The organism is Pseudomonas sp. RIT357 (assembly GCF_000632245.1).
In the GTDB taxonomy this organism is placed as follows: domain Bacteria; phylum Pseudomonadota; class Gammaproteobacteria; order Pseudomonadales; family Pseudomonadaceae; genus Aquipseudomonas; species Aquipseudomonas sivasensis.
Window position 1 is genome coordinate 50966 of sequence record NZ_JFYX01000021.1, and the last position, 21110, is coordinate 72075.

17 protein-coding genes are annotated in these 21110 nt (G+C 62.6%); 11 read left to right on the forward strand and 6 right to left on the reverse strand.

Features of this window, described 5'->3' with window-relative positions:
* Nucleotides 1-72: 72 nt before the first annotated feature.
* Both BW43_RS12925 and fetB read left to right on the forward strand, forming a co-directional pair.
* Nucleotides 73-750: an ATP-binding cassette domain-containing protein gene (locus BW43_RS12925; RefSeq protein WP_032887276.1), complete on the forward strand. Its 678-nt coding sequence runs from the start codon at nt 73-75 to the stop codon at nt 748-750.
* Nucleotides 747-1538 (forward strand): iron export ABC transporter permease subunit FetB, encoded by a 792-nt coding sequence (gene fetB / locus BW43_RS12920; RefSeq protein ID WP_032887277.1) that lies wholly within the window; start codon nt 747-749, stop codon nt 1536-1538. Before BW43_RS12925 ends, fetB begins: the two co-directional genes overlap by 4 nt.
* 77 nt (nt 1539-1615) lie before the next feature.
* On the opposite strand, the gene BW43_RS12915 is transcribed toward fetB, so the two are convergent.
* Nucleotides 1616-2668 carry an L-idonate 5-dehydrogenase gene (locus tag BW43_RS12915; RefSeq protein ID WP_032887278.1) on the reverse strand — a complete coding sequence of 351 codons (1053 nt, stop codon included), beginning with the start codon at nt 2666-2668 and terminating at the stop codon, nt 1616-1618.
* A gap of 14 nt (nt 2669-2682) precedes the next feature.
* On the reverse strand, nt 2683-3456 hold the full coding sequence (locus BW43_RS12910) for a glucose 1-dehydrogenase (RefSeq protein WP_032887279.1): 774 nt from the start codon (nt 3454-3456) through the stop codon (nt 2683-2685).
* A gap of 135 nt (nt 3457-3591) precedes the next feature.
* Here BW43_RS12910 and BW43_RS12905 point away from each other — a divergent pair, with 135 nt between their 5' ends.
* From BW43_RS12905 to BW43_RS12880, 6 genes are all read left to right on the forward strand, one after another.
* A complete protein-coding gene (locus BW43_RS12905; RefSeq protein WP_032887300.1) occupies nt 3592-4464 on the forward strand; it encodes a LysR family transcriptional regulator in 873 nt (290 codons plus the stop codon).
* Between the two features lie 106 nt (nt 4465-4570).
* Nucleotides 4571-5203 carry a glutathione S-transferase family protein gene (locus BW43_RS12900; RefSeq protein ID WP_032887280.1) on the forward strand — a complete coding sequence of 211 codons (633 nt, stop codon included), beginning with the start codon at nt 4571-4573 and terminating at the stop codon, nt 5201-5203.
* Between the two features lie 18 nt (nt 5204-5221).
* Complete coding sequence (locus BW43_RS12895) at nt 5222-6130, forward strand: LysR family transcriptional regulator (protein WP_032887281.1); 909 nt, start codon at nt 5222-5224, stop codon at nt 6128-6130.
* Nucleotides 6130-7014: a LysR family transcriptional regulator gene (locus BW43_RS12890; RefSeq protein ID WP_032887282.1), complete on the forward strand. Its 885-nt coding sequence runs from the start codon at nt 6130-6132 to the stop codon at nt 7012-7014. Before BW43_RS12895 ends, BW43_RS12890 begins: the two co-directional genes overlap by 1 nt.
* A gap of 80 nt (nt 7015-7094) precedes the next feature.
* On the forward strand, nt 7095-8027 hold the full coding sequence (locus BW43_RS12885) for a pyridoxamine 5'-phosphate oxidase family protein (RefSeq protein WP_032887283.1): 933 nt from the start codon (nt 7095-7097) through the stop codon (nt 8025-8027).
* Nucleotides 8028-8194: 167 nt separating this feature from the next.
* Nucleotides 8195-8650, forward strand: coding sequence for a hypothetical protein (locus tag BW43_RS12880; protein ID WP_032887284.1), 456 nt, complete (start codon nt 8195-8197; stop codon nt 8648-8650).
* Between the two features lie 32 nt (nt 8651-8682).
* On the opposite strand, the gene BW43_RS12875 is transcribed toward BW43_RS12880, so the two are convergent.
* Nucleotides 8683-9150 (reverse strand): Sbal_3080 family lipoprotein, encoded by a 468-nt coding sequence (locus BW43_RS12875; protein WP_050442838.1) that lies wholly within the window; start codon nt 9148-9150, stop codon nt 8683-8685.
* 132 nt (nt 9151-9282) lie between these two features.
* Here BW43_RS12875 and BW43_RS28810 point away from each other — a divergent pair, with 132 nt between their 5' ends.
* Nucleotides 9283-9678 carry a hypothetical protein gene (locus BW43_RS28810; RefSeq protein ID WP_155989967.1) on the forward strand — a complete coding sequence of 132 codons (396 nt, stop codon included), beginning with the start codon at nt 9283-9285 and terminating at the stop codon, nt 9676-9678.
* A 37-nt stretch (nt 9679-9715) separates the two neighbouring features.
* Nucleotides 9716-10120, forward strand: coding sequence for a RidA family protein (locus tag BW43_RS12870; RefSeq protein WP_032887285.1), 405 nt, complete (start codon nt 9716-9718; stop codon nt 10118-10120).
* Nucleotides 10121-10431: 311 nt separating this feature from the next.
* Here BW43_RS12870 and adeC read toward each other — a convergent pair whose 3' ends face one another.
* Nucleotides 10432-11850 (reverse strand): AdeC/AdeK/OprM family multidrug efflux complex outer membrane factor, encoded by a 1419-nt coding sequence (adeC, locus tag BW43_RS12865; protein ID WP_032887287.1) that lies wholly within the window; start codon nt 11848-11850, stop codon nt 10432-10434.
* Nucleotides 11850-12644, reverse strand: a complete 795-nt coding sequence (locus BW43_RS12860) for a helix-turn-helix transcriptional regulator (RefSeq protein ID WP_032887288.1) — start codon at nt 12642-12644, stop codon at nt 11850-11852. The genes adeC and BW43_RS12860 overlap by 1 nt, the downstream gene beginning before the upstream one ends.
* Before the next feature lie 488 nt (nt 12645-13132).
* Here BW43_RS12860 and BW43_RS12855 point away from each other — a divergent pair, with 488 nt between their 5' ends.
* Nucleotides 13133-19405, forward strand: coding sequence for a non-ribosomal peptide synthetase (locus BW43_RS12855; RefSeq protein WP_032887290.1), 6273 nt, complete (start codon nt 13133-13135; stop codon nt 19403-19405).
* A gap of 12 nt (nt 19406-19417) precedes the next feature.
* On the opposite strand, the gene arnT is transcribed toward BW43_RS12855, so the two are convergent.
* On the reverse strand, nt 19418-21082 hold the full coding sequence (gene arnT, locus BW43_RS12850) for a lipid IV(A) 4-amino-4-deoxy-L-arabinosyltransferase (protein ID WP_032887291.1): 1665 nt from the start codon (nt 21080-21082) through the stop codon (nt 19418-19420).
* Between the last annotated feature and the right edge of the window lie 28 nt (nt 21083-21110).

Sequence of the window (21110 nt, forward strand, 5' to 3'; positions counted from 1 at the left end):
ATTTTTTCATGAAAACTTCCTGCGCCTGCTTCACCATTGCGCCCAACAGGTTTTAAGAGGAATACCGCGTCCATGAGCGCCCTGATAGAAACCCGCGCCCTCACGCGTATCGACGAGCGTCGCCAGGTGGCTTTGCTGCAACCCACGGATTTCACCTTGAAGCGCGCCGACCGCGTCTCCATCACCGGCTCATCGGGCTCTGGAAAAAGCGTCTTCCTGCGTGCGCTGGCTTTGCTCGATACGCCGAGTTCCGGGCAAGTGCTGTGGAATAACCAGCCGATCGTCAACGCGCAGATCCCCCATTACCGCAGCCATATCAGCTACCTGTCTCAACGCCCGGCGTTGCTCGAAGGCACGGTGGAGGACAACCTCAGGTTCCCGTTCAGTCTCAAGACGCTGCACCAACGCCGCTTTGACCAGGACGTGGTGACGACCTTGTTGGGGCATGCCGGCAAGGCGGCGGATTTTTTGACCAAGAACGCGTTGGACCTGTCGGGCGGTGAGTCCCAGGTGGTCTCGCTGATCCGTACACTGCAACTGAACCCCGAAGTGCTGTTGCTCGACGAGCCAACCGCCGCCCTCGACCCTGCGTCATCCCGTGACGTGGAAGCGCTGATCGACGCCTGGTTCGCCGGTAACAAGGCCCGCGCCTATATCTGGGTATCCCACGATCTGGATCAGGCACAGCGCATGAGTGACATCCACTTGCACATGAGTGCCGGTGTCCTCAGCGGAGCGACCCAACCATGAATTATCAAAACCTCACCGCCCTGGACATGGGCATTGCCGCGTCGCTGATCCTGGTCAACGGCGCGCTGTCGTTGCTGCTGCGCCTGGGCCTTGGACGCCAGTTGTTATGGGCGGCGGTGCGCACCGTGGTGCAACTGCTGGCCATCGGTTACCTGCTGGGCTGGGTGTTTGAATTCGCCTATTGGTACGTGGTGCTGCCGCTGATGTGCGCCATGACCCTGATCGCCGGGCTTTCGGCGGCGGGACGTGGGCGGCGTACGTATCGGGGGCAGCGGGTCGACAGCATTCTGTCGGTGTGGGGCAGTTCGTGGCTGGTGACGGCGGTGGGCTTGTTTGCGGTGATCCGCATTCACCCATGGTACGAGCCGCAATACGCGATCCCGATCCTTGGCATGATCCTCGGCAACACCTTGACCGGCGTGTCCTTAGGGATTGAGCGCATGACCCAGGAACTTACCTCGGGCCGCAACACCATCGAAATGATCCTGGCCCTCGGCGGCTCACGCTGGGAAGCCGCCCAGGAAGCCATTCGCCAGGCCGTGCGCGCCGGGATGATCCCCACGCTGAACCAGATGACCGTGGTCGGCATCGTCAGTCTGCCCGGCATGATGACCGGCCAAGTGCTGGCCGGAGAGAGCCCTGTGGACGCGGTGCGGTATCAAATCGTGATCATGTTCTTGATCGCCGCGTCATCGGCGTTGGGCACGGTAGGGGCGGTGTTGCTTACCTATCGGCGGTTGTTTTTGGTGGGCCACCGCTTTTTGCGCGAGCGACTGGAAGAGCGCTGACAAACCAGCCCCTGTGGGAGCCAGCTTGCCGGCGATGGCGGTCGATCAGGCAACCTCAGGTTATCTGGCCCACCGCTTCAATCCACCTCCGCCACACCAAAATCGAGCACCACCTTCATCGCCTGGGTCTTGTCCGCTGCCAGTTCAAACGCCTGCACGGCTTGCTCGAACGGCACCGTATGGGAGATCACCGGCCGTACATCAATGACCTGGCGATTGAGCAAGTCCACCGCCTGGGCAAACTCACTGTGGAAGCGGAAGGTGCCGCGCAGGTCGATCTCGCGGCTGACCAGCAGGTTCAGCGGCAGCGACACTTCACCGCCCAACCCGACAGTGACCAGCACGCCGCGCGGGGCGATGCAGTCCAGGCCGTTACGCAGGGCTTGGGCACTGCCGGAGACTTCGAACATCACCTCGAAGTAACCCTTCTCGGCGGTGTAGCGTTTGAGCGCATCGATGCCGTCGGCGATGTTATGGGTGCGCGTGGCGCCCATTTTTTCCGCGCAGGCCAGTGCGCTGGCGGACAGGTCCACAGCGACGATTTCAGCGGCACCGGCGGCGCGCAGGCTGCCGATCAGCAGGTTGCCGATGGGGCCGCAACCGGTCACCAGTACGCGCTTGCCGAACACCGCGCCGGCCCGTTGGATCGCATGCAGCCCGACCGACAACGGCTCGGCCAGCGCACCTTCGGCGAGGCTGACGTGATCGGCCAGCACATGTGCCTGATGCGTCTCGATCACCAGGCTCTGGCGAAACGCGCCCTGGATATGCGGAAAGGGCATCGCGCTGCCGTAGAAGCGCATGTTCAGGCAATGGTTGGGCAGGCCTTGATGGCAATAGCGGCAAGCGCCGCACGGGCGTGACGGCGATACGGCAATGCGCTGGCCGACCTTGAACAGGCCGGCGTCCGAGCCCACGGCGTCGATCACTGCCGATACTTCATGGCCGAGCACCATCGGCTCGCGCAGGCGCACAGTGCCGAAGCCGCCGTGCTGGTAATAGTGCAAGTCCGAGCCGCAGATACCGCCGCGGGCGATGCGTACACGCAGTTGCTCGGGCCCCAGAGCAGGGGGTTCGTCCTGGGGGCTCACCCGCAGGTCTTTTGAGGCGTGGCAGACAATGGCGTGCATAAGGTTCTCCAGGGTTACAGCGACGCGGTGATGCCACCGTCGACATACAGGATATGACCGTTGACGAAACTTGCGGCATCGCTGGCCAGAAACACCGCCGCACCGGCCAACTCGGCGACGTCGCCCCAGCGGCGGCTCGGTGTGCGCTGCACCAGCCAGTCGCTGAATTCGGGGTTGGCCACCAGGTTGGCGTTCAACTCGGTCTTGAAGTAACCGGGGCCGATACCGTTGACCGTCAGCCCGTGCGGGCCCCAGTCGATGGCCATGCCCTTGGTCAACATCTTCAACGCGCCTTTACTCGCCGCATACGGCGCGATGCCCGGGCGGCCCAATTCACTTTGCACCGAACAGATATTGATGATGCGCCCCCGTTTGCGCGGAATCATCGCCCGCGCCACGGCCTGACCCACCAGGAAGGCGCTGTCGAGGTTGGTGCTGATCAGTTCGCGCCAGTGCTGCTCGCTGTAGTCTTCCAGCGGCCCACGGCGTTGCATACCGGCGTTGTTCACCAGGATGTCCAAGGGGCCGAAGCGTTCCTCGATCGTTGCCACCCCGTCCTGGATTGCTGCGCTGTCGGTCACGTCGAAGGCCTGGGTGTGCACCTCCAGGCCTTCGAGGGTCAGCAGGGCGGCGGCGTCACGCAATGTGCTGCGGTTACGCCCGTTGAGCACCACCCGTGCGCCCGCTTGGGCCAGGCCACGGGCGATGGCCAGGCCGATACCAGCACTGGAACCGGTGACCAGCGCCAGCCGGCCGTCGAGGCGAAAGGTGTCTAGAACGCTTTGCATGGGCATATTTCTCCGCGCGCGCTTGTGATAATCAAAACGCTGTCTGATGGGCTTAACTTCACCTCGGTGTAGGGCGCAGGTCCAATGTTCATTTATGATCGGCTGATCAATATCCGTGATAACCAGGAGGGCTGGATGGAACTCAAGCACTTGCGCGCCTTTGTGGTACTGGCCCAGGAGCTGCATTTCGGCCGGGCGGCGGGGCAGTTGTCGATTGTGCAACCGGCGCTGAGCATGCAGATCAAGCAACTCGAAAGTGGCTTGGGCGTACGTCTACTGGACCGCAATCGGCACTCGGTGACGTTGACCGATGCCGGCCGGGTGTTCCTGCCGGAAGCCCAGGCGACCCTGCACCAGGCCGCGCGGGCGGCGGAGGCGGCGCGGGCCTCCAACCGGGGGGAAATCGGCCGAGTGCGGCTGGGCTTTGTGTCGTCGGTATTGCCGCAACTGTTGCCCGAGTTGATCCGCGCGGTGCATCAGCGCTACCCGCGTATCGAGCTGGAACTCAAGGACATGCCCGGCCCCGATCAAGCCGCCGCGTTGAAGCATGGCCGCCTCGATTTCGGCTTGATGCGCCTGCCCGCCGCCTACCCCGGTGTGCAGACCCGTGTGGTGTTGCGCGAGCCGTTCTGTGTGGCCTTGCCGATGGATCATCCGTTGGCCGCACAGGATTCGATCCAGCCCGGCGATCTGCTCGACGTGCCGGTGTACATCCTCGCGCGGCGCTATGCGCCGGGGTTCTACGACGAATTTATCCAGGCCGTGGGCATCCCGCTGCAGATCGCGTCCGAGCTGGGCGAGTTCACCACCATGCTCGCGCTGGTCTGTGCCGGGTTGGGCGTCGGCGTTTTGCCGCAGCAGGCTGCGCGGGCGTTGCCAGCCAACTGCGTGTCGCGGCCGCTGGTATTGGGAGCGTTTCAGGCCAGCACGGGGTTGGCTTGGACCGAGTTGGACAGCGCAGTGAAGACCACGCTGTTTACGCTGATCGTCGAACTGTTTGGCGAGTGATTGTTTCACCCGGTGAAATGCTGGATTGTAAAACCTGGTGATTCCATTGATCGACGCAGCGGTGGAACATCTCAGGTGTCGGAACCCCCACCTTTTGGAGCCTTACATGTCCCAGCCTGCGATCAAACTCTATGGTTTTCCACTGTCCGGCCATTCCCATCGGGCCGAGCTGATGCTGTCCCTGCTGGGGCTGCCTACCGAATTCATCCTGGTGGACCTCAAGCAAGGCGCCCATAAATCCGCTGATTTCACAGCGACGATCAATCGCTTCGGCCAGGTGCCGGCGATTGACGATAACGGCACGGTGCTGGCGGACTCCAACGCGATCCTGGTCTACCTCGCCACGAAATACGGCAACGGCCACTGGCTGCCAAGCGATCCGGTGGGGCAGGCGCGTGTACAGCGTTGGTTGTCGGCGGCTGCCGGGCAGCTGCATGCCGGGCCCGCAACTGCACGGTTGGCCACGGTATTTGGCGCCGACGTGGACGCGGCGGCCGCCATCAGTCGCGCCCATGCCTTGTTGGAAATGGTGGAACAGCAACTGAGCGAAACCCGCTTCCTGGCTGGCGAGCAGCCGAGCATTGCAGATATCGCGTTCTACACCTACGTAGCCCATGCGCCGGAAGGTAATGTGTCGCTGGTCGACTACCCTAAGGTGCGCGCCTGGCTTGCCAGTATTGAGGCCCTGCCAGGTTTTGTGGGCATGCCGCGTACGGCGGTAGGTTTGCAATCACAGTAACCTTCCTGAGGCGCATCGATGGACCGATTTCACGAAATGCAGGTGTTCCTGGCGGTGGCCGAGGAGGAGGGTTTCGCTGCCGCGGCGCGCCGGCTGAACACCTCGCCGCCCAGCGTGACCCGCGCCATCGCGGCCATGGAACAACGCATCGGCACCCAGCTGCTGGCGCGCACTACGCGCAGCTTGCACCTGACCGAAGCCGGCCAGCGTTACCTCGCAGATTGCCGGCGCATCCTCGCCGAGTTGGACGAAGCCGAAGAAGCGGCGGCGGGCAGTTATTCGATCCCCTGTGGCCACCTTACGGTGACCGCACCGGTGCTGTTTGGCGAGCTGTATGTGGCGCCGGTGCTGGGTGACTATCTCGACCGCTTTCCCCAGGTGAACATCAATGCCTTGCTGGTGGATCGGGTGGTCAACATGGTCGACGAAGGGATTGATGTGGCTGTGCGTATCGGCCATCTGCATGAACCGGGGCAACAGGCGATCAAGGTGGGCGAGGTGCGCCGTGTGGTGTGCGCGTCGCCTGGTTATCTCGACCAGCACGGTCGCCCGCTGCACCCCGAGCAATTGCGCGCAGCGCAAATCATCGGCCTATCCTCAAGCCATTTGGTCAGTGAGTGGGCGTTTGTCGACGCCGGCCAGCCGCTGACGGTACCCATCGAACCACGCCTGGTGGTCTCGGCGAACAACGCGGCGATCAACCTGGCGCGCCTGGGCTGGGGCATGACCCGTGTGCTGTCGTATCAAGTCGCGGCAGCGGTGGCGGCCGATGAACTGGAGATTGTGCTGGAGGCTTTTGAACCGGCGCCGCTGCCGATCCAGGTGGTGTTCCAGAGCAGCGGGCGCGTGCCGGCCAAGGTCAGTACGTTTGTGGATTTTCTCAGCCAGCGCCTGGGCCAGGACGCCGCGCTCCAACGGCACGGCTGATGGAGCGCTTTCGCGATATGCAACTGTTCGCCGCCATGGCCGGACAACCGAGCCTGGCCTCGGCGGCGCGCCGTGCGTGCGTCTCCGGCCCGACCTTGGTACGTGCCATTGCGCGGTTGGAAGCACGCCTGCACGTGACGTTGCTGCAACGCAGCACCCAAGGCGTGAGCCTTACGGACGCCGGCAGCGCCTACCTGGCCGACTGCCTGCAACTGCTGGCCAGCGTGGACGCCGCCGAAGCCTCGGCCAAGGGCGCGCATGTGCAGGCTCAGGGCAATCTGCGGGTTTTCTTGCCGCTGTTGTTCAGCCGTTACCTGATGGCGCCGGTGTTGGCCGACTATCTGGAGCGGTACCCCGACATGCGCGTAGTGGCGCGTTATCACGACTATGACCCCAACCTGCATGAGGAGGGCCTGGACGTGGCGATCCTGGTGGGCGAGCTGCCCAGCTCGTCATTGATCGCGCGGCCGCTCGGGCGGGTGCGGCAACTCCTTTGCGCCAGCCCCGATTATCTCGCCACCCACGGCGAGCCCCGGCACCCGAGCGAGCTCAAGCAGCATCGGCTGATCGCCAGTGCCGAGCACGTGCATTGGGATTTCCCAGGCTATTTGCTCAAGGCGCGTGCGCGGTTGAGTTGCTCCACGGTACAAGGCGCAATCAATGCCGCCGTGCAGGGGGCGGGCGTGGTGCGTTGCCTGAGCTACCCGCTGCACGGGCCGTTGGGCAGCGGGCAATTGCGCCGGATCTTGCCGGCCTATGAAGGGCCGCCGCTGCCAGTCAATGTGGTGTATCGCGAGGGCCGCAACGCGCCGATGCGTGTGCGCAGTTTTGTCGACCATTGCGTGGCGGCGTTGCGGGAACACCCAGCATTTCAGTTGGCGTAACAGTGGATTGTCTGGGGTGGTTATTCCCTCTGTTGGCGGGCAGGGCGCAGCATCGCAGCATCTAACGGGAGGTCATCGCCATGAATCCAATCGAACTATCCCCCTGGCATGCCGGCGAACGGCAGATGCAGGAAAGCGCCGGCGTCGCTGAGCGCATGGCTGTGGTCGGGCCCAAAGTAATTCGTGATCACTTGCCTGAGCAGCACCGGGATTTCTACCCTTTGCTGCCATACCTGTTGCTGGGTGTGGTGGACGAACAGGGCATTCCGTGGGCGACGATGGTTGAGGGCGCACCGGGTTTCGCCCATTCGCCCGAGCCGCAGACCCTGCAGATCGACAGTCTGCCCAATACCAGCGACCCCGCTCGCAATGCCGTGCGGCAAGGAGCGTCCGTGGGGCTGCTGGGCATCGACCTCAACACCCGCCGCCGCAACCGCATGAACGGCCGCATCGGCGCCCTCGATAACGAAGGTTTTTCGGTGGACGTGGTGCATACCTTCGGCAACTGCCCCAAATACATCCAACTGCGGCCGGTGGACGGTATCGCACGCAAACCCGGCACCGTGGCCGAGCGCTCCAGCAGCCTCGACGCTGGCGCCCAAGCGATGATCCGCAACGCCGACACCTTCTTCGTCGCCAGCTATGTGGACGCTGAAGGCGAACGTTCGGTGGACGTGTCCCATCGCGGCGGCAACACCGGCTTTGTGCGCGTCGACGGCAACGTGCTGACCATCCCGGACTTCGCCGGCAACCTGTTCTTCAACACCCTGGGCAACCTGGCAGCCAACCCGGTGGCGGGTCTGCTGTTCATCGACTTTGACTCGGGCGACGTATTGCAGATTGCCGGAAGCACCTCGCTGATCCTCAGCGGTCCCGAAGTGGCAGCGTTTGAAGGCGCGCAGCGGTTGTGGACGGTGACCGTGGAACACGTGGTAAGGCGCCCGGCGGCGTTGGCGTTGCGTTGGGAGTTTGAGCAGTTTTCGCCGTTCAGTCTGGCGATGGGGGGGTGGTAGCGCGCGTGCCGTTCTGGTCGAAGTGAACCCTGCACTAATGACCACAGGTAATAAGAAACGCGTGTTTAAACCTGTCATAAGTCACAGGTTACAACTCACGTTTATTCCACTTCAATACCGGTTGAACGCGCGGCGACCTCACATTGATAGTGGAGCGGGAGATCAACATGTTTGAAGACATCGAACTGTATAAGTCTAATAAAGGGACGGCCACCGGTACCATGAACGGCAAGGTCGTCAGCCTGAGCGATGATCAAACGTATCCCTTTAAGGCGACATGGATCTACCGTGACAACCAAAATGGGACGTTGAGTCTCCGTGGCACAGTGGATGATCTGGAAAGCCCTGGTCGGACATCGCTCATTGGACTGGCACTCACTCCTGAGAGCGCTCCCAGCGGCACCTATAGTATCGGCGTAAACCCTGTGACGCTGACGTTGCTTTACATGACTTTTATCCGAGACACCGGTGTCACCACAGATTACGAAGGGATTGAGGGTTGGGTTGAGTTGAAAAGCGCGTACCCTGAAAAACCGATCAGCGGAAAGCTGTGGTTTAAAACAAGACCACGCGTGGGACGTGCGTACGAGGTCGAGCTGGACTTCAATATCCCAGACTTTTAAGACGTAGAGCTTCAGGTGCTTGTCGGTTTAATTCAGTCTGGCACTGAGGGAAGGTCAGGCCGGGTCGTACCGTAGACCACTTCCGGGAACAGCTGGTTGGTCATCTCGATGATCTTGTTCTGTGCGTCGATAAACTTGCCCATCCGCGCGCCACCTGAAGTCGAGTCGTACAGCGCCTGGCCGACCTGGCGGCCGTTCTCGAACACCTGGATCTGGGCAAAGCTCATGTACAGCGCCATGTCCCAGCTCCATTTGCCAATGTAGGTGGTCGACAAAGCACAGCTGGCAGGCGGGCTCCCGGGCGGCAATTCACGGGTGTGAAAACCCTTGCTGCGCAGTTGCGCGGTGTAGGTGGTGTTGAATCCTTCGCGCAGGCCTTCTGCGGGGATCGTGCAGATCTCCGGGGACTGGGTGGTGGACAGGGAAACTGGGGTGACGGTTTGCGTGATGCTGCAGCCGGTAAGGGCCAGGGCAAGTGCGGGAGCTGCGATCAGGCGCATAGTGACGTCCATGTGGGGAGTAATGGCTGGATGATAGCAGTGAAGTCCCGATGGCGATTACGATCTCCAGTCCCTAGCGTCGCGAGTGCACACATTGTGTTGTGGCAAGCGGGCTCTTTGGGATGAGCAGGCTTGCCCTGCGCAGCAGCCCCAAAACCCATCACCGCGGAGTGTCTGGCAAACGGCATTCCTCAGTACTGGGGCCGCTTCGCAGCCCGGCGCAGGGCAAGCCTGCTCACCACAAAGAGCCTGCTCATCACCACAAGCCCACTCACCATCGCGGCCACTTCTTCTTGTGTGATTGCCAGCTGTGCGCAACTGGATGGCATTGGGTGGTATTTTCATTTGCCGGGTTTTCTTTTGGAGTCATTTTCAGCGCAGCTGCTGTACGCGCTGGGTGGGGCGACGATCAGAAGAATGCGTGTCGAAAACCCGGACTTTACTCTGCTTAACCGAACGAGCGGTGTTTGTCTCATTGGCTTTGCTGCCTGGCAGATGTATCGCTTATTGAGACATGAAACTGTTTGAGTCAGCCTTACGCTCCAACTAACAACAAGGACCCGTTATGCAACGCAATGTCATCAATCCCGCAAGCGTATTCAACTCTCTGCAATATGGCTTCAGCCAGGCAATTGAGGTTCCCGTTGGCCGGCGCATTCTGCTTTCAGGCCAAGTCGGGGTGGATGCCCAGGAGCGTACGGTCGGCCCAGGCATGGCCGAGCAAGTTGCTACCTCGCTGGACAATATCGAAAAGATCTTGGCCGAGGTCGGTGGTGATCTGTCCCATGTGGTGATGCTGCGGCTATATATCGTCGAGTCCGCACGTGATCAGCAGGAGCCGATAGCTGAGGCCTTGCGTGAGCGCTTTCCCCATAACCCGCCGCCTTCTTCGTGGATTATCGTCAGCGGCTTGTCGTTGCCGCAATGGTTGATCGAGGTCGAGGCGGAGGCGGTGATTACGCTGAAGTAGGGCTTCTCGATCATCGTTGTGAGCGGGCTTTCGTAGTGAGCAGGCTTGCCCTGCGCTGGGCTGCGCAGCAGCCCCAAAACCCATCACCGCGGAGTGTCTGGGAAGCGGCATTCCTCAGTATTGGGGCCGCTTCGCAGCCCAGCGCAGGGCAAGCCTGCTCACCACAATAAGTCTGCTCACCGCAGTAGGCCTGCCCACCACAATAAGTCTGCTCACCACAGTAGGCCTTCTCACCACAATAAAGTCTGCTCACCACAGCAAGCCTGCTCACCACTGTAGGCCCGCTCGACAGCACTCACCCGGCAGTTCCGCTAGCGCTGGCTCGTCAGCACCGCCCCATCACCCCATGCACCGCCCAGCGCGGTATAAAGGTTCACCTCCGCCACCAGCTGCGCCAGCCGGTCCACGATCAATGCCTGTTGCGCGCTGAACAGCGAGCGCTGGGCATCGAGGAAGGTCAGGTTGCTGTCCACGCCGCTACGATAGCGGTGTTGGGCCAAGTCGTAATACGCCTGGTTGGCGGCGACGAAGTCCCGTTGCGCGTTGAGTTGGTCGGTAAAGGTCTGCCGGGCCGCCAGGCCGTCGGCGACTTCCTGGAAGGCGGTCTGGATGGACTTTTCATACTGCGCCACGCCGATGTCTTTTTGCAGCTTGGCGTAGTCGAGGCTGGCGCGCAGGCTGCCGGCGTTGAAGATCGGCAGGTTGATTTGCGGCTGGAAGGTCCAACTGCCGGAGCCGCCCTTGAACAGCCCCGACAGTTCGGTGCTGGTGCTGCCGGCGTTGGCCGTAAGGCTTACCGACGGGAAGAATGCCGCACGGGCGGCGCCGATATTGGCGTTGGCCGCGCGCAACTGGTATTCGGCCTGAAGGATATCCGGGCGGCGTTGCAGCAGGTCCGACGGCAGCCCGGCGGGCACACGGGCTACCAGGTCATCCGCCAGAGGACGGGACGGCAGGGTTTGGTCCACCGGGCCGCCCACCAGCAGGGCCAGGTTGTTGAGGTCTTGCGCAACCTGGCGCTCATAGCGTGCCACGCTGGCGCGGGTGCTTTCGACGCTGGTGCGCGCCTGCACCACGTCCAGGGCCGAGGCTTTGCCCGCCGATTTGCTGCGGCTGGTCAGGTGCAGGCTGTGGTCGTTGGCCGCCAGGGTTTGCTGGGCCAGGGCCAGCAGTTCCTGGTCGGCGCGCCAGGTGAGGTAGGCATTGGCGACGTTGGCCACCAGGCTCAATTGCGCACTGCGCCGTGCCTCTTCGGTGCCCAGGTAAGTGAGCATCGCCTGTTCGCTGAGGCTGCGCACGCGGCCGAAAAAATCCAGCTCATAAGCGCTGATGCCGAGGGTGGCGGAATAGGTGGACGTAATCGCCGGTTTACCGGTGCCGTTCACAGCCCCAGGCACACGCTGACGGGTGCCGGCACCTGTGGCGGACACCGCCGGGAACAGATCGGCCCGTTGGATGCGGTACTGCGCCTGGAAGGCCTCGACGTTCAGCGCCGCCACCCGCAGGTCACGGTTATTGACCAGCGCCTCGCGGATCAGCTGTTGCAGTGCGGGGTCATGGAACAACTGCTGCCAGTCCGAGGAGGGCGTCAGCGTGCCGGCCTGTGCCAGCGCATACACACCGCTCTGGGGGTACTGGCCAGGCGTCGGTGCTTCGGGCCGCTGGTACTCGGGGATCAGCGAGCAGCCACCCAGCACGAAGACCATGCCGGTGAGGGTGAGTTTTTTCATCAAGCGCCTACCATCCATTTGGCCAAACCATGCCGGCCACTCACACCCAGCTTGGCGGCGGCGCGCTTGAGGTAGGTCTCGATTGAGCTGTTTTTAACACTGAGTTTTTCCGCCAACTGCGGCACGGTGCCGCCGGTCAACAGCCCGAGGCACACCTCCTGCTCGCGGGCCGACAGGGTGATGTCTCCGAGAGAAAGGCGCTTATAGAACTCACGCTGCAATTGCGATTGCTCAAGCAGTGTATGGCCCGGCTCGGACTGGTCGTGCGGCGCCTGGCGCAGGATCTGGGCGTGGCGTTCGATCAGCGGCAGCAGCGTGTCCGACAGGCACTTGAGAAACGACAACTCGGCCAGGGAAAACCCGCGCTGGGTCGGCGGCCGGTAGAACGAAATCACGCAGCGCCGGTTACCCTGGCGCGACACGAGGTTGCACTGGTGCGAGGTGCCGCGCGGGTGTGCGCTGTTGGGTCTGGCGTTCATCTGGATCAGCAGTGGGTCCTGCATGCTGAGCATTTGCAGTAGCAGCGGGTGGTCATCCAACTGGCACACCGCCAGGGGCGGCGGCAAGTCCTGCTTCTGGCCGGCGCTGCCGAGCAGCTTGATATCGAGCACGCGATCGCGCAGCTCGTCGAGGGTCCACTCACTGAGGTCCACCAAGTGGATCGGCACCCATTTGCTGACCAGATGCAGCATATGGTCGGCAAACGCCTCATGGCCGCTGTGTGCAATCAATTCACCCATTTCAGCGAAGAAATTCGGGCTCTGTGTGTTACCCATGCTGCGCTTCAAACTCATAGCCATCTCATCCTTGATGTCGAAAACCGTCAACGAACTCCCTGGGCCTCTGGGGGGCGATCCGTTCCTCATGAACGAGAGTCGGCACTCGAGATTTTATTTAGCCAGGGGATTCTTCCTACGTATGTAGCGGAAACGAGGGACACAAACTGCCATAAAAACCACGTCATTAATTCGACGTTTCTGAGAGCTGTTTCCGACTAAGTGAACGGCTGAATCTTTTTGAATTTAACTTAAGATACTGATTTACATAGAAAATATATTTATCGAGATGAGGTTGTAGAAAATCAGTAGCGACCGCGTATAGCCAATTTCCTACAGCTCTTTAATCGTTTCAGCTGTGAACCTTCAGTCAACCGGGATCCATCCATTTGAATGTCCGGGTTTAGGGTGACAGACAGCCCCAACCCCCCATGCTCAAATCCGGCAATTTCGCCGTAATGGGGCTCCCTGCGCGGCCAGTGCCTGACACCCATGAGAAGGATCTTATGCAGCAATTTTCCAGCCTGCCGGCCAGTTTTCCCCTCACCGCGGCCCAACAGGACATCTGGCTCGACCAACTGCGGATGGGCGATTCGCCGCTGTACAACATCGGCGGTTATGTCGACTTCGAAGGTGCAGTGGTGCCTGAATTGATTCAACGAGCTGTCGAGCAGTTGGTGGCCCGGCACGATGCGCTGCGCACTCAACTGCACAGTGACGACCACGGCTTGCCTCGACAAACCTTCGCCCTCGCGTTGTTGACCGAAGTGGCGCAGTACGATTTATCCGCATTGCCCGACCCACAGGCTGCCAGCCAGGCCTTGATGCAGGCGCACATGGCGCGGCCTTATCAGAGGGAAGGCGCGCCGCTGTTCCACTTCTTCCTGGTCAAGCTCGCCGACAACCACTACCGCCTCGGCACCCAGGCCCATCACGTGATCCTTGATGGCTGGGGTTTTGGCCAGATGCTGCAATCCCTGGCGCAGCTCTACACCGCCCTTGAACAAGGCCGTTCATCGGAGCCGGCGGCACCGTCCTATATCGACTTTATCGACGCCGACCAGCGCTACCGCAGCTCGTCCCGCTTCCTCCGCGACCGCGCCTACTGGCTGGACAAATACCAGGTGCTGCCGGAACCGTTGCTCACGCCCAAGCACCTCTCCAACGCGACCAGCAACACCCTGGCGCAACCCTTTTCGGTTGCTTTGCTTGACCGCATGGAACAGGTCGCGAGCCGTTATCAGGCCTCGGCGTTTCATGTGCTGTTGGCGGCGATGTATGTGTATTTCACCCGCACCGCCCAGCGCCCGGATTGGGTGGTCGGGCTGCCGATTCTCAACCGCTCCAACGCGCGTTTTCGCGCCACCGTAGGGCTGTTTGCCCAAGTCAGTGCGGTGCGTTTTCAGTTCGATGAACAACTGCCGTTCGGCGCCTTGGTACGCGGCGTGCGCGACCAGCTCAAGCAGGATTTGCGTCACCAACGGTTTCCGTTGAGCGAGATGAACCGCGAACTGGGCCTGCGCCGTGCGGATCGCGCCCAACTGTTCGACCTGTCGGTGTCCTTCGAGCAGGACGACCATGAACTGCGCTACGGCGCCACCCAGGCCCGCGCGATCAAGGTGTCCAACCACCATGAACCGCTGCCGATTGCCATCCACCTGCGCAGCAACCGCTGCCAGGGCACCGCGACGCTGCATTGCGTGTACAACGAGGCGTACTTCCAGCACGACGAGGTGCTCGCCTTGGCCCAGCGCTTTACCGGGTTGCTGGAGCAAGGGCTGGATAACACCGAGTTGCCTGTCGGTGCGTTCTCCATGGTCACGCCCGCCGAACAGGCCCGACTGCACGAGTGGAACGCCACCGCACAGCCGATTGCGCAGCCGCACACCCTGCACGCACGCATCGAAGCCCAGGCCGTGCGCACGCCGGACGCAGTGGCCGCGATCTACCAGGGCCGTCAGTTGACCTATGCCCAACTCAATGAAAAAGCCAATGGATTGGCCCATCAACTGATTGAGCTGGGCGTGCAGCCCGATGATCGCGTGGCGGTTCTGGCCCGGCGCAGTTTGGACACGCTGGTGGGCCTGCTGGGGATCCTCAAAGCCGGCGCCTGCTACGTGCCGGTCGACCCGGCCCATCCCGCTGAGCGCTTGAGCTATCTGCTGCAAGACAGCGCGCCGGTGGCGGTGCTCACCCAGCACGATTTGCGGCATCGCCTGCCTGCCCTGGCGCTGCCGGTGGTTGAGTTGGACCGACCGACGCTGCAGGTGGGCGCCAACCCGCACGTTGCGGTCAAACCGTCGAACCTCGCCTACGTGATCTACACCTCCGGCTCCACCGGCTTACCCAAGGGCGTGATGGTCGAACACCACAGCGTCTGCAACTTGGTGGACTGGCACTGCCAGGCCTTTAATCTGCAGGCGGGCAGCCACACCGCCAGCGTCGCCGGCTTCGGTTTTGACGCGATGGCGTGGGAAGTCTGGCCGGCGTTGTGCGTGGGGGCCACGTTGCACCTGCCACCGGCCCATGACGGTGCGGAAGACATCGACGCGCTGCTCGGTTGGTGGCGCGCGCAGCCGTTGGACGTGTGCTTCCTGCCGACCCCCGTGGCCGAATACGCCTTCAGCCAGCGTTTGGAGCATCCGACCCTGCGCACCTTGCTGATCGGCGGCGATCGCCTACGCAGCTTCACACGCGCACAAACCTTTGACGTGATCAACAACTACGGCCCCACCGAGGCCACCGTGGTTGCCACCTCCGGTCGCGTCGATGCGGGCCAGCCGTTGCACATCGGTGCGCCCGTCGCCAACGCGACCGTTTACCTGTTGGATGACCAGCAGCGCCCGGTGCCCATCGGCGTGGCGGGGGAGTTGTACGTTGGCGGTAAAGGCGTGGCGCGCGGTTACCTGAACCGCCCGGAACTGAGTGCCGAACGCTTTCTCGACAACCCCTTTGCGCCGGGCCGGATGTACCGCACCGGTGATCTTGCGCGCTGGCTGGCCGACGGTCAGCTTGAATACCTGGGCCGCAATGACGACCAGGTGAAAATCCGTGGCATGCGCATCGAGCTGGGGGAGATCGAATCGGCCCTGGCCACCCACGCGGACGTCCAGGAAGCCGTGGTGCAGTCTCGCGACGGGCAATTGCTCGCCTGGTTTATCCCATGCCAGGCCGTCGACATCGAAACCCTGCGCACCCATCTGCAAAACTCATTACCGGACTACATGCTGCCAGCGGCCTACATTCCCCTGAACGCGTGGCCCCTGACCGCCAACGGCAAACTCGACCGCAAGGCACTGCCGGCGCCGACCCAGGCGGCATTCGTCACTCGACGGTTCGAAGCGCCGCGGGCCGGTGTGGAGACCGTCCTGGCGCAGCTTTGGGCCGAGCTGTTGCAGGTGCAGCACGTGGGCCGTCACGACCATTTCTTCGAACTGGGCGGGCACTCGTTGCTCGCGGTGCAATTGGTGCAACGCATGCGCCAGGCCGGTTTGCGCGCCGATGTGCAAGTGCTGTTCGGCCAGCCGACGCTGGCGGCGTTGGCGGCGTTGGCGGCGGTGAGTGAAGGCAGCGAGGTGCAAGTGCCGGCCAATCGCATCCCTGCTGACTGCCGCCACATCACCTCGGATTTGCTGGCGCTGGCCGAGCTGGATCAAACCAGCCTGGACGGCATCGTCGCGGCTATTCCCGGGGGCGCGGCCAACGTGCAGGAAATCTACCCCCTGGCGCCGCTGCAGGAAGGTTTGCTCTACCACCACCTCACCGATGAGCACGACCCGTACCAGCAACAGGCGCTGTTCAGCTTTGAACGGCGCGAGCAATTGGACGCCTTTGCCCAAGCCTTGCAACAGGTGATCGACCGCCACGATATTTTGCGCACCAGCCTGGCCTGGGAAGCCTTGGAGCAGCCGATGCAGGTGGTGTGGCGCGCGGCGCGCTTGCGTGTTGAACCGTGGCGTGAGGGTGATAGGCCTTTGGACTTGCGCCAGGCACCGTTGATGGCGCTGGACTATGCCGAAGCGCCCGCGGGTTGGGTCGCCCGATTGCGCTTTCATCATTTGGTGAACGACGCCACGTCCACCACGATTCTGATGCAGGAACTTCGCGCCCATCTGCTCGGCCAACAAGCGCAATTGCCGACGCCGGTGCCTTATCGCACGGTGGTTGCGCAGTCTCGTTCACCGGCGCGCCAGGCGGCCCATGAGGTGTTCTTTCGTGAGCTGTTGGGGGATGTGGACGAGCCTACGTTGGCCTTCGGCCTGCAGGAGCGCCAGGCCAATCGTAGCGACACCGAAGAAGCCCAGCGTGCCCTGAGTGATGACCTCAATCTGCGCTTGCGTGCTCAGGCCCGTAGTTTGGGCGTGAGTGCAGCCAGCCTGTTCCACCTGGCCTGGGCCCAGGTGCTCAGCCGCGTAGCGGGCCGTGATGATGGCGTGTTCGGCACCGTGTTACTCGGCCGTTTGCAGGCAGGCGAGGGCGCCGACCGGGCCTTGGGCATGTTCATCAATACCCTACCATTGCGTCTGCATCTGGCCGGGCAAAACGTGGCGGACGCATTGCGCGACACCCATCGCCAACTCAGCGCCTTGCTCGCCCATGAGCAAGCGTCGCTGGCCTTGGCCCAGCGTTGCAGCAGCGCGACGCCGCTGTTCAACAGCCTGCTCAATTACCGTCATACCGATGCCGAGCGCGACCTCGTCCTGGTGCCGGGCATCGCTTTGGTCAGCGCCGAAGACATCCTCAGCTACCCGCTGATGCTCAGCGTGGACGATACCGCCAGCGGTTTTCATCTCAAGGCCAAGGCACCGCGCAAGGTCGGCGCCGAGCGAATCCTGGACTATCTGGAAACGACGCTGATCAACCTGGCGGATGCATTGGAAAATACACCGCAAGCACCGATGCGGGACGTGCAGGTGCTGCCCGCCCGTGAAGTGCAGACACTGCTGTTGGACTTCAACGCCACCGCAACCGACTACCCCGAAACCCTTACCGTCCAGGCGCTGTTCGAAGCCCACGCCCGCCACATTCCGCACGCGGTGGCGGTGCAGGCCGGCGAGCAGCAACTGACGTATCGCGAACTCAACGAGCGCGCCAACCGGCTGGCTTTTTACCTGCGCGAGCGTGGCGTGCAGCCGGATTCCCGCGTTGCGCTGTGCGTCGAGCGCGGCCTGGACCTGGTGGTGGGGTTGCTCGCCATCCTCAAGGCCGGTGGCGCCTATGTGCCGCTGGACCCCGGTTACCCTCGCGAACGCCTGGCCTATATGCTCCAGGACAGCAAACCGGTGGCGCTGCTGGTGCACGCGGCCACCCGCGACTTGCCGGGTGAAGTCGCCATCCCGGTGATCGACTTTGACCACTGTGCCTGGAGCCACGCGCCGGAGGGCAACCCATCGGTGCCGGGGCTGAGCGTCGCCAACCTGGCCTACGTGATGTACACCTCCGGCTCCACCGGCACGCCCAAAGGCGTGATGATCGAACATCGCGGCCTGGGCAACCTGATGCACTGGGGCTCGCAACTGTGCCCTAACGCCGAGGGCGGAGCGCTGTTGCAGCGGGCGCCGTTCAGCTTCGACGGATCGGTCTGGGAGCTGTTCTGGCCGCTGGCCAATGGCATGCGATTGGTCCTGGCGCGGCCCGATGGTCATCGTGAGCCGGCCTACCTGGCACACGTGATTCGCGAGCAGCAGATCACCGTGATCAAATTCGTACCGGCGATGTTGCAGCAGTTCCTTGAGTTGGAAGAATCCGCCCTGTGCACCAGCCTCACCGATGTGCTGTGTGGCGGCGGCGAGCTCACCGAAGCCCTGGCCCGTGGTGTGCAGGCGCGCTTGCCCAAGGTGCGCCTGCACAACGTCTATGGCCCCACCGAAGCCACCGTAGACAGCAGCGCCTGGACCCTGGAGCCCGGCGCGCCAGTACCCGCGCTGCAGTTGCCCATCGGCCGTGCGATCAACAACACGCGCCTGTACGTGCTGGATGCGCACGACGCGCCGGTGCCCATGGGCGTCAGCGGCCAGTTGCATATCGGCGGTGTCGGCGTGGCCCGTGGGTATCTGGGGTTGGAGCAGATGACGGCCGAGCGCTTTATCGACAGCCCGTTTGTACAAGGGGATCGGCTGTACCGCACCGGCGACCTGGTGCGCTACCTGCCGGACGGCAACCTGGAATTCCTCGGGCGTAACGACTTCCAGGTCAAGCTGCGCGGCGTCCGTTTGGAACTGGGGGAAATCGAATCGTGCCTGCTGGCACATCCGGCGCTGCGTGAGGTGGCGGTGTTGATTCGTGATGAGCGTCTGCTCGCCTACTTCACCGTGCGCGGCCCGGCGCCGAGCCTGGAAGACTTACGCACCCATGTGCTGGCGCAGTTGCCGGAATACATGGTGCCGTCGGCCTTCGTACAGCTTGATGAACTACCGCTCAACCCCGCCGGCAAACTCGACCGCAAGGCCCTGCCAGAACCAGGGCTGGAGGCGGTGCTCAGCCGCGCCTATGAAGCGCCCCAGGGCGAAGTGGAAACCTTGATGGCCGGGATCTGGGCGCAGGTGCTCAAGCTGGAGCGGGTAGGGCGCCACGACCACTTCTTCGAACTGGGCGGGCATTCGTTATTGGCCGTGAACCTGGTGGCGCGCCTGCGCAAAGCGGGGTTGGAGGTGGATGCGCGGACGTTGTTCAGCCAGCCGACGCTGGCGCAGTTAGCTGCCTGCACGGTGGCGCAGGTGGTGAAGGTGGAGGTGCCGCAGACGGCGATTCCGCAGCTCAATCGTCGGCGGCGGATCTGAATATGAAAGCAGTCAATGTGGAGCAGGCAACTGCGGATACAGGATCAGTTCCAGGTACCCCTTGGAATAACGCTTGCCTCCAAGCGGCAGTTGCCCGGCCTCGCGCATTTCACTGGTGCTGTTGACGCGCATCAGCACGCCCACCGAGCCGTGTTGGCGCGCGTCGTTCAGCCAGGCCTGTACCTGATCCAACTCGATTTTTCGCGTGCCTGAATCTGCGAACTGCAAGCCGTAGCGCAACTCGCCCTCGGTGTCATACAGCGCCACATCGGCGCGTTGCAAGCGCCAGGCCAAGGCGCTGGCACTGCCCAGTTCGTTGCTCAACAGGGCATGGGTATGTTGCAACTCGTCCAGGTGTTCCAGCACGAACTGGTCGGGCATTTCGTTATCGGCGATCTGCGCCGGCATGCTCGCCGGCAGGAGGATCACCAGCACGCCGATGCCCAAGGCCGGCATGGCCCACAGCGTGAGCGGACGAAAGGCTTGCAGCAGGTTAGTGAGGATCCACACCAGCAACACGATAAAGGCCAGGGACAGGCTGAACATTTCGGCATGGCTGTTGCTGTACAAGGGCTTGGCGATTTGCAGGTAGATCAGGCCGATCATGGCCGCCATGCCGATCACGAAGTTGAGCAGGCCATTGCGGCTGATCTGGCGGGCGCGGCCGTTGCGCAGCAGGTCGCTCAAGGTGTGGCCCATCAGCAATGCCAGTGGCAACAGGCACGGCATGATGTAGGTCGGCAGCTTGCCGTTGCTCAAGCTGAAAAAGCCCAGGGGCAACAGCAGCCATAGGGTCAGGAAACCGATGGCTGGCTCGCGTTTTTGCTGCCAGGCCTGGCGCAGGGTGCTGGGGAGTAGGCCGGCCCAGGGCAGGCAGGACACGGCGATGATTGGCAGGAAGAACCACCAGGGCCTTACGTGTTGCGCGTCGTCGGCGCTGAATCGGCGGATGTGTTCATTCCAGAAAAAGAAGCGCCAGAAATCCGGTTCCTGGTTGTGGATCGCCAGGACCCAGGGCAAGCACACCAGCACTGCGACGCCAATCGCCAGCGGGCCATACCGCAGCAGCTGACCCAGGCGCCGCTGCCAGAGCACGTACGGCACGGCAATCAAGACCGGCAGCGCCCACGCCAGGAAGCCCTTGGTCATAAAACCCATGGCACAGGCAAACCCCAATAGCGTCCAGGCTCCCAGTCGGCCGCGCGACGTGCGGCTGTCGAGGGCGAACCATAGCGCCACCAGGCTTAGGTTGACCCACAACGTAAACTGCGGATCGAGGTTGGAATACCCCGCTTGCCCCGCCACGAGGCCAAAACTCAGGTACAGCAGCGCGCAGGCGAAGCTTTTGCGCGGATCGCTCCACAGGCGCCGGGCGATCAGGTACGCCAGCAGCACGCTCAATCCGGTGGTCAGGGCCGAGGCGATGCGTGCACCGAACAGGTTCTGGCCAAACACCGCTTGGCCCAGGGCGATCAGCCAATAACCGGCGGCGGGTTTTTCGAAATAGCGGATGCCCATGAAGTGCGGCGCCACCCAATTACCGGTCTGCAGCATTTCCTGGCTGATCTGGGCGTAGCGGGTTTCATCCGGGATCCACAGGCCGTGCAGGCCCAAGGGCAATAAATAGAACGCGGCGAAGGCGAGTAACAATAGGTACAGCGGATTTAAACGCGTCATGAAAACGTCGCTCCTTGACGTTTAAGGC